Here is an 8,068-nt window from a genome sequence, read left to right as displayed (position 1 = left end):
CCCAGTTGGCGCGGGCGGCGCAGGAGGGGGCGCGCGGGAAGGTGCCGCCGCGCGCGGAGGCCATGTTCCTCGCGGCGGAGGCGCGCGGGCACGCGCTGATGGGCGACGCGCACGCCTTCGAGGCGGCGGCGGGCCGTGCCGTACGGGCGCTCGACCGGGCCGATCCGGAGGCGGGCGACGACCCGGCGTGGATCGCCCACTTCGACGCGGCCTACCTCGCGGACGAACTGGCGCACTGCCACCGGGACCTGGGGCAGGCGGAGGCGGCGGCGCGGGCGGCGGAGGAGTCGATCGCCGGGCATCCGGAGTCGCGGGCGCGGCGGCGCGCGATCGGCCTCGCGCTGCTCGCCGCGGCGCAGGTCCAGCAGCGGGAGGTGGAGCAGGCCTGCCGGACGGGCACGCGGGCGCTCGAACTGCTCGGCACGCTGCGGTCGTCGCGGGGCGCGGAGTACCTGGACGATCTGAGGGAGCGCCTGGAGCCGTACGCGGGGGAGGCGGTGGTGCGGGAGTTCGGGGCGCGGATGGAGCTGTACGCCGCCTAGGGCCCGTCCGACCCCGATCCGCCGGACAGGCACCGGACGCTCATGTCCGTTTCGTAAACGGGTTGTGTAACCGGTCTCACACGTGTGTGCGGAGCCCTGTCGGCACCCGGTAGCGTGAGCCGACGATTCCGTAGGTTGGTCCATCAGTGGGAGTCCCGGTGACGCAGAACGGACAGGGTCCGGAGCATGGCGGCGGTCAGCCGTGGGGCGGCGCCTGGGGTCCCGCCGCGGGTCAGCCGGGCGGGCAGCCGCTGCCGCCCGCGCAGCCGCTGCCCCCGGAGGCGCCGCAGGGCGCCGCCGACATGCAGTCCACCCAGTACCTGCCGCCCATACCGCCGCAGCAGGCCCCGCCGCAGCCCGGCTACGGCTACCCGGGCCCCGGTGGCCCGGCGGCCGCCGACATGCAGGCGACCCAGCACATCGCGCCGGTCCCCGGCGGGATGCCCCCGGTGCAGGGCGGAATGCCTCCGCAGGCCGGGATGCCGCCGGCCCAGGGCGCCCCGCAGCCGGGGTACGGCTACCCGGGCCCGGGCGCCCAGGCCGCCCCGCAGCCCGGCTACGGCTACCCGGGTCCCGGCGGCCCGGCCGCCGCCGAGATGCAGGCCACGCAGCACATGGCCCCGGTGCCGCCGCAGCAGGGCGGGGGCTCCGACACCCAGTTCCTCGGCACGGGCCCGCTCGCCCAGCAGGGTCCCGGCCCGGCCGGCGCCTCGGACGCGACCCAGTACATCGCCCCCGTACCGGCGCAGACGCCCGGTGAGCGGCAGCCGCCCGCCGAGTTCGACAGCCTCTTCCGTACGGAGGCCCCGCGGCCGCCCCAGCAGCCGCACGCGCCGCAGGGCTACCAGCAGCCGGGCCCGGCCCCGTACCAGCAGCAGCACCAGCCGCCGCAGCCCCCGCAGCAGCAGTACGGCTTCCAGGACGCCTACTACGACGACGAGCCCGAGCCGCGCCGCAAGTCGCCGCTCGCGCTGATCGCCGCCGTCGTCGTCGGCTGCGCGGTCGTCGGCCTCGGGGCCGGGATGCTGCTCAGCGGCGGGGACGAGGACCCCAAGAACGGCGGGCAGAACGTCGCGGCGAGCTCCGCCGCGCCGTCCGCCTCGGCGGAGCAGCCCACGGAGAAGCCGGCCGACCCGGCGGAGCCGCAGGCGCAGGAGCTCAGCAAGCTCCTCGCGACCAGCAGCAGCAGCCGGGAGGCGGTGATCAGCTCGGTCGCGTCCATCAACCAGTGCAAGAACCTCGACAAGGCCGTGAGCGATCTGCAGGGCGCCGCCGAGCAGCGCCGGGGCCTGATCACCAAGCTCCAGTCGCTGTCGGTCGACAAGATCCCGGACAGCGCGGCGCTGACGGCGGCGCTCACCAAGGCCTGGCAGGCCTCGGCCGCCGCCGACGACCACTACGCGGCCTGGGCCGGCCAGATGAAGAACAAGAAGGCCTGCAAGGGCGGGCACGCCCGGTCGACCAGCCAGAAGGCCGCGGGGGACGCGAAGAGCGGCGAGGCCACCGCCGCCAAGAAGACGGCGGCCGAGCTGTGGAACCCGACCGCCGCGAAGTACGGCCTGGAGAAGCGGAGCTGGACGCAGCTCTGAGCGGGCTTACGGGGCGCTGAGGACGGTCTCGCCGACGTCGACGAAACCGGGCTTCTGCGCCACGAGCCGTCCCTGGCGCACCACCTGGAACGTCACCTCGTGGTTGACGATCCGGGTGAAGCCGGGGGCGCCGAGCAGGTCCTCGTACTTCCAGCGCAGGCTGGGGGTGAGGCCGCCGGTGTCGATCCGCTCGCCCCGGTCGAGGGCGTGGCTGATCTGCCAGGCCGTGATCTTGTCCTCGTCGATGGACTCGACGACCTTCTTGAGGACCGTGTACGCGATCCAGGTGGTCTGGACGCCGGCGTCGGCCGGGTCGACCCGGTTGTCGACGAAGGCGAACTCCTGGATGACCTTGCGCATCGGCTCCCAGCTCTTGTCGCCCTCCGCCGGGTACCAGCCGGTGACGAACGCGCCCTCGAAGGGGCTGTGGGGGCCGCCGGTGCGGTCGATGACGGGCTGGTCGACGCTGCCGAGGACGGAGGAGATCCGGACGGTGCCGGGCTTCTTCTCCTGCTCGGGGAGCCGGCGGAAGGAGTCGAAGAAGGTCTGGGTGCGCTCGCCGAGGACGGCGGTCACACAGCCCTTCTCGCCGCCCGCCCGGGTGCGGGCCTTGTCCGCCTGCTCCGTGTACTCGGCGGAGTCCTCCAGGGCCGGGATGTCGACGGCCCGCTGGTGACTCGCCTTGCGCAGACCGGAGTCGAGGAGCTCGGGAAGCCGGTCGCCCGAGGTGGTGTCGGGGCGGACGAGGGAGACCTTCTCGCAGGAGTCGGCCAGCTGCATGCCGTGCCCGGCGACGAGCGAGGCCACCCCGCCGTTGACGGGGTAGGAGAGCGGGCTGGTGAACTCGTCCTCCGCGATGCCGTAGCCGCCGATGTACGGGATGCCCGCGGCTTCCAGCGGGGCCATGAAGGCGCGGCCGTTCTGGCTGTACGAGCCGACGACCGCCACCGCCTTCTCGCGCACGGCCCGGCGGGCGCAGGCGGCGGCGCCGGCGATGCTGTTCTGTTCGTTGCAGGTGAGGACGCGCAGTTCGTGCCCGTTGATGCCGCCCTGGGAGTTGACCCACCGGGCGAACGTCTGCGCCATGGCGGGCATTCCGGGCATGTTGGTCGCTCGGGTCTGGTCGGGAGCCCACGTCATCACCGTGACGGGCTCCCTGGAGCCCCCCGTGGCCCCAGGGAGCACGCCACACCCGGTGAGCAGCGACGCTCCGGTCGCCGCGGTCGTGACGTACGCGAGGAGTGAGGTCAGTCGCCTACCGGTCATGGGCATGCACATTTCCGCCTCACGGGTAACGCGGGAGTGAGCACGGTTCAACGGCGGGTGACGTAAAGGTGAATTGCGGGGGCCGGCGTCCGCATGGGGAGGGGGCGACTCCGCTTGTCGGACAAGGAACGTACGATCGGAACGTGTCCAGTCCCGTCGCCAGTCCAGTCCCCGGTTCGGTTAACTCTTCCCGTCGCGGCCGTCGCTCCTCCACCATGGGCGGCATGCCGCTCAACGACATGCCGTGGTGGCGCTGGCGCAGCAACGTGCGCTCGGCGCTGCACATGCTCTCCGACCCCGTGTTCCACGAGACCACCTGGCTGACCGGCCAGGAGGGGTACGGCGACGTCACCGACGCCGTCTACCGCCTCGTCGAGGACACCTGGCTCGACAACTGGTCCGCCGAGAAGTACGTCGGCGCGATCTTCCGGGACACCGGCGAGGCCGCCCTCGTCGACGTCGCCGTCCTCCGAGTGCTGCGGATCATGCACCAGGTAGGCCCGGACGCCCCGGTCTCCGCGTACCTGGCCCACCCGGGCTGGCCCGAGGCCGTACGGGCCGCCCGCGAGGCACACGTACGGATGGCGCAGGCCGACGGCGAGGACCCCGACACGCCCCCGCGCTCCCTCGACGTGCTCCGTATCATGACGCGGTCCTGAGGCGTTCCGCCTGACGGACGGTGGCCTCCCGGCGGGGGCGGGGTGTGGCAGGCTGACGGAATGACCGACCAGTATGTCCTCACCCTCTCGTGCCCCGACAAGCAGGGCATCGTGCACGCCGTGTCGAGCTACCTCTTCATCACCGGTTGCAACATCGAGGACAGCCAGCAGTTCGGAGACCGTGACACGGGTCTCTTCTTCATGCGGGTCCACTTCTCGGCCGAGGCGCCGGTGACGGTCGACAAGCTCCGGGCCAGCTTCGCCGCCGTCGGCGACTCCTACGCCATGGACTGGCAGATCAACCGGGCCGACCAGCCCATGCGGGTCGTGCTCATGGTCTCCAAGTTCGGCCACTGCCTGAACGACCTGCTGTTCCGCTCGCGGATCGGGGCGCTGCCGGTGGAGATCGTCGCGGTCGTCTCCAACCACACGGACTTCGAGGAGCTGGTGGGCTCGTACGGGATCCCGTTCCGGCACATCCCGGTCACGAAGGAGAACAAGCCGGAGGCGGAAGCGGAGCTGCTCGACCTCGTCCGCTCGGAGAACGTGGAGCTGGTCGTCCTGGCCCGCTACATGCAGGTCCTCTCCGACGACCTCTGCAAGCAGCTCTCCGGCCGGATCATCAACATCCACCACTCCTTCCTCCCCAGCTTCAAGGGCGCCAAGCCCTACCACCAGGCGCACGCGCGCGGCGTGAAGCTCATCGGCGCGACCGCGCACTACGTGACGGCCGACCTCGACGAGGGCCCGATCATCGAGCAGGAGGTCGAGCGGGTGGGGCACGAGGTGACGCCGGACCAGCTGGTGGCGATCGGCCGCGACGTGGAGTGCCAGGCCCTCGCCCGCGCCGTCAAGTGGCACGCGGAACGCCGGATCCTCCTGAACGGCCGCCGCACGGTCGTCTTCGCCTGACCCGAGGGACCCCCACCGCCGACGGGCCCGCGCCCCACGCCCACGACGGGGGCGCCGGGCGCGGGCCCGTCGGCGGGGCGGCGCGGGCTACAGGCGGCTCAGGGACGCCGCCGCCGACAGGACGTCCCTGATCGCCTCCCGGTCGCCGTCCTGCCCCGCCGCCGCCTCCTCCGGCGTGATGTGCCCCGCCACCAGCTGGCAGAACTCCACCCCGTCCATCGCCACCTGCGCCACCGCGCGCTCCGCCGAGCCGATCGCCGCCGGGGAGTCCAGGGCGATGTACCAGTGGCCGCCGCCCGCGCCCTCCACCTCCAGGTGGAGCGAGCGGCCCGGCGCGCCCGCCGAGACGAGCTCTCGCGCGGGCCCGGCCAGGCCCGTGCGGCGGCGGTTCGCGAGGGCCGCGGGGAGCAGCCGGGCCGCGAGGTCGATCATGCCGTGGAGGTGCGGCCCGCTCGGCGGCGCGTACGGGTACGCCACCGCGGTCGCGATGTCGTCCGCGTGCAGCCAGCACTCGAAGGCCCGCTCCAGGAGGGAGTCACGGAGGGGGAGGGCGAAGTCCTTGTAGCCCACCGTCAGGTCCGCCACCCCCCTCCCCGCGAACGCGACCGTCCGGATCAGCGTGTGCGACTGGTCCCTCCACGGCCCCCGGACGGAGCGGTTCGGCGGCCGGTCGAGGGACGACCAGAACGCCTCCGTGCGTTCCGTCGGGGACAGCTCCGGCACGTCCGCGCCCAGCGGGTCGTCCAGGCCGAGCGCCGTCGACACCAGGCCGTCCACCGCCAGGAGGTGGCCGATGACCCCCGCGACGGTGGCCTTGCGGCGCACCACGCGGTCCTCCTCGTACCACTTGAGCCGTACCGGCGCGTGCCACTCGGACTCGCCGATGTCCCGCAGGAGCGCGTCGAGCCGGGCGGTCTCCGCGTCGTACGGCGTGACCCAGTCGGGGACGGGGATGCGGGCGGGCCGGCGGCCCAGGCAGTTCTCCAGGACCCGGGAGCGGAGCAGCGGGTCGAGGTCCAGGTCGCGGTCTTCGTGGAGGAGCGAGACGGCGTCGCGGAGCCGGAGGGCCTCGTCGGCGCAGGGCGCGCAGCCGGTGAGGTGGTCCTCGACGGCCCTGGTCTCGCCGGCGGAGCACGCCGAGAGCGCCCAGGCCCCGAGCAGGGACTTGAGCACGCCGTGGGTGAGGACCGGCACGTCCGGCTCCTCCACCACCGGCTCCTCCGCCTCCGGTGCCATCTCCTCCTCCGCCGCCGGTAGTGCCGTCAGGTCCGCGTGGTCGTCGGCCGCCCTGCGCGGTCCCGGTATCCACGGGGCGCGCGCGGTGGCGTCCGCGTCGTCGTCCGGCCCGGTCACGGTGCCGGTGTCCGTCCGTAGCCGTTCGCGGAGGAGAGCAGCTGGAGGCCGAGCCGGAGGCGCCGGCGGGCCTCGTCCTCGGTGACGCCGAGGTCGGCGGCGGTCTGCCGGTAGTCGCGCCGCTGGAAGTACGCCAGTTCGAGCGCGGCCCGCAGCGGGGCGGGCATGGAGGTCACGATGTAGTCGGCGCGGGCGGCGGCCGAGGCCCGGCGGACCTTCTGCTCCAGCTCCTCGGCGGAGCCGATCCCCGTCTCCGCGTACGCCAGGGCCTCGGCCTGCCGCAGCCGGTGCACGGCCTGCCGCTGGGTCAGCTTGGCGACCCACGCGCGCATGTTGCCCTGCTTCGGGTCGTACGAGTCGGGGTTCTCCCAGATGTAGCCGAAGACCTCGCGGGTGACCTGGTCGGCCGCCGCGTCGTCGTCGAGGACCCGGTGGGCGAGGCTGTGCACGAGGGAGGCGAACCGGTCGTAGAACTCGCCGAGGGCAGCGGCCTCCCCGCGTGCAAGCCGCTGCTGCATCCTGCGGTCCCAGCGCGGTGGTGTGTCCATCGCCATGAGGCCCTCCCCGTTCCGGTTCTCCTCCAAAGTAATGCGCCGCTCCGACAACACACTCCTGTTTGCCGCAAGTGCGCCCTTGACGCAGATGCGGATGGTAAGGAAAGCGTCATCCCCGGGCCAGGGGGTTTCGGCGTTTCCTGGCGGGGCAGGCGGCGTCCGTGACGACGATCGAAGTCGACGAGGACGAGCACGGCTCCTGGACGGTGTTCCGCGTCCGGGGGGAACTGGACCTGGTCACCTCCCCCCTGATACGCCGCCGCGTCCACGACGCCGTCGCGGGCGGCCGCCACGACCTGGTGATCGACCTGGCCGCCGTGCGGTTCTGCGACTCCAGCGGCGTCGGCGTGCTGATCGCCTCCCGCCGCCTGCTCCGCTCCTGCGGCGGCCGGCTCCGCCTGATCCTCCCCGAGGAGGACCGGGAGGGCCACGTCGGGCGGGTGCTCTCCGCGCTCGGCGTGCGCCGTCTCTTCGACGTGTACGAGGACGTGCCGGAGGCGATCGCCGGGGTCACCGGGGTGCCGGGCCGAAGCGCTCCCTGAGCTTGTACTTCAGCACCTTCCGCAGGGTCTCGTTGCGGGGGAGCGCGTCCACCACCTCCAGCTGTTCCGGCAGTTTGTGGACGGAGAGCCCGGCCCCCCGCAGGAAGGCCGTGACCTGCGGGAGGTCCAGCGGGGCCGCGCCCGGCGGCTGTTCGACGACGGCGCAGACGCGTTCGCCGCGCTCGGCGTCCGGGAGGCCTATGACGGCGGCGTCGCCGACGTCCGGGTGCGTGTGGAGGAGGTCCTCGATCTCCTTGGCCGAGATGTTCTCTCCCTTACGGATGATGATGTCCTTGATGCGGCCCGTGAGGACGAGGTGCCCGCTCGGCGTGAGGTGCCCGACGTCGCCGGTGATGAGGAAGCCGTCCTCGTCGAAGGCGGCGGCCGTCTGCGCGGGGTCGAGGTAGCCCCGGCAGACGGCCTCGCCGCGGAGCCGGACCTCGCCGTCGCCGGTGATCCGGATCTCCATGCCGGCGGGCGGGCGGCCCTCGGTGGAGGCGAGGTTCTCGGCGGTGTCGTCGGGGGCGCCCATCGTGATCATGGGGACCTCGGTCATGCCGTACCCGTGGGTGAGCTGGCAGCCCAGCTCCTTCCGTACCGCGTGATAGATCTCGGGCGGCTTGGGCGCCCCGCCGCCCGAGATCTATCACG

Annotated in this window: 7 protein-coding genes and 2 pseudogenes; 5 read left to right on the top strand and 4 right to left on the bottom strand. The window is 73.1% G+C overall.

The features are described 5' to 3' along the window. Positions 1-542 (top strand): annotated as a pseudogene (locus CCN56_RS16890) (transcriptional regulator); the annotation flags it as partial. Positions 543-700: 158 nt separating this feature from the next. Then, positions 701-2,131, top strand: a complete 1,431-nt coding sequence (locus CCN56_RS16885) for a hypothetical protein (RefSeq protein ID WP_256962002.1) — start codon at positions 701-703, stop codon at positions 2,129-2,131. A gap of 6 nt (positions 2,132-2,137) precedes the next feature. On the opposite strand, the gene CCN56_RS16880 is transcribed toward CCN56_RS16885, so the two are convergent. Beyond that, positions 2,138-3,397 carry an ABC transporter substrate-binding protein gene (locus CCN56_RS16880; RefSeq protein WP_086827745.1) on the bottom strand — a complete coding sequence of 420 codons (1,260 nt, stop codon included), beginning with the start codon at positions 3,395-3,397 and terminating at the stop codon, positions 2,138-2,140. 215 nt (positions 3,398-3,612) lie between these two features. On the opposite strand from CCN56_RS16880, the gene CCN56_RS16875 reads away from it, so the two are divergent. Continuing rightward, positions 3,613-4,056, top strand: a complete 444-nt coding sequence (locus tag CCN56_RS16875) for a hypothetical protein (RefSeq protein ID WP_041130632.1) — start codon at positions 3,613-3,615, stop codon at positions 4,054-4,056. 60 nt (positions 4,057-4,116) lie between these two features. After that, positions 4,117-4,968, top strand: a complete 852-nt coding sequence (purU, locus tag CCN56_RS16870; protein WP_086827744.1) for a formyltetrahydrofolate deformylase — start codon at positions 4,117-4,119, stop codon at positions 4,966-4,968. A gap of 87 nt (positions 4,969-5,055) precedes the next feature. Here the strand turns inward: purU and CCN56_RS16865 are convergent, their stop codons facing one another. Further along, a complete protein-coding gene (locus CCN56_RS16865; RefSeq protein WP_086827743.1) occupies positions 5,056-6,321 on the bottom strand; it encodes a zf-HC2 domain-containing protein in 1,266 nt (421 codons plus the stop codon). Next, positions 6,318-6,875, bottom strand: a complete 558-nt coding sequence (locus tag CCN56_RS16860; protein WP_086827747.1) for a sigma-70 family RNA polymerase sigma factor — start codon at positions 6,873-6,875, stop codon at positions 6,318-6,320. Before CCN56_RS16860 ends, CCN56_RS16865 begins: the two co-directional genes overlap by 4 nt. A gap of 161 nt (positions 6,876-7,036) precedes the next feature. Between CCN56_RS16860 and CCN56_RS16855 the strand changes: the two genes are divergently transcribed. Next, positions 7,037-7,417 (top strand): STAS domain-containing protein, encoded by a 381-nt coding sequence (locus tag CCN56_RS16855; RefSeq protein WP_086827742.1) that lies wholly within the window; start codon positions 7,037-7,039, stop codon positions 7,415-7,417. Here CCN56_RS16855 and CCN56_RS16850 read toward each other — a convergent pair. After that, positions 7,386-8,060 (bottom strand): annotated as a pseudogene (locus CCN56_RS16850) (class I adenylate-forming enzyme family protein); the annotation flags it as partial. The gene CCN56_RS16855 and the pseudogene CCN56_RS16850 sit on opposite strands and share 32 nt — an antisense overlap. Between the last annotated feature and the right edge of the window lie 8 nt (positions 8,061-8,068).

Origin of the sequence: Streptomyces sp. NRRL B-24572, assembly GCF_002156145.1 — a bacterium.
GTDB classification, from domain to species: domain Bacteria; phylum Actinomycetota; class Actinomycetes; order Streptomycetales; family Streptomycetaceae; genus Streptomyces; species Streptomyces vietnamensis.
The sequence above is the reverse complement of the archived record's forward strand: the minus strand, read 5'-3'. Positions and strand labels throughout refer to the sequence as shown.

Excerpts from the sequence above, each read along its gene's own strand:
- CCN56_RS16860 (WP_086827747.1), bottom strand. The coding sequence starts at position 6,875 with ATGGCGATGGACACACCACCGCGCTGGGACCGCAGGATGCAGCAGCGG.
- CCN56_RS16875 (WP_041130632.1), top strand. The coding sequence starts at position 3,613 with ATGGGCGGCATGCCGCTCAACGACATGCCGTGGTGGCGCTGGCGCAGC.
- purU (WP_086827744.1), top strand. The coding sequence starts at position 4,117 with ATGACCGACCAGTATGTCCTCACCCTCTCGTGCCCCGACAAGCAGGGC.
- CCN56_RS16880 (WP_086827745.1), bottom strand. The coding sequence starts at position 3,397 with ATGACCGGTAGGCGACTGACCTCACTCCTCGCGTACGTCACGACCGCG.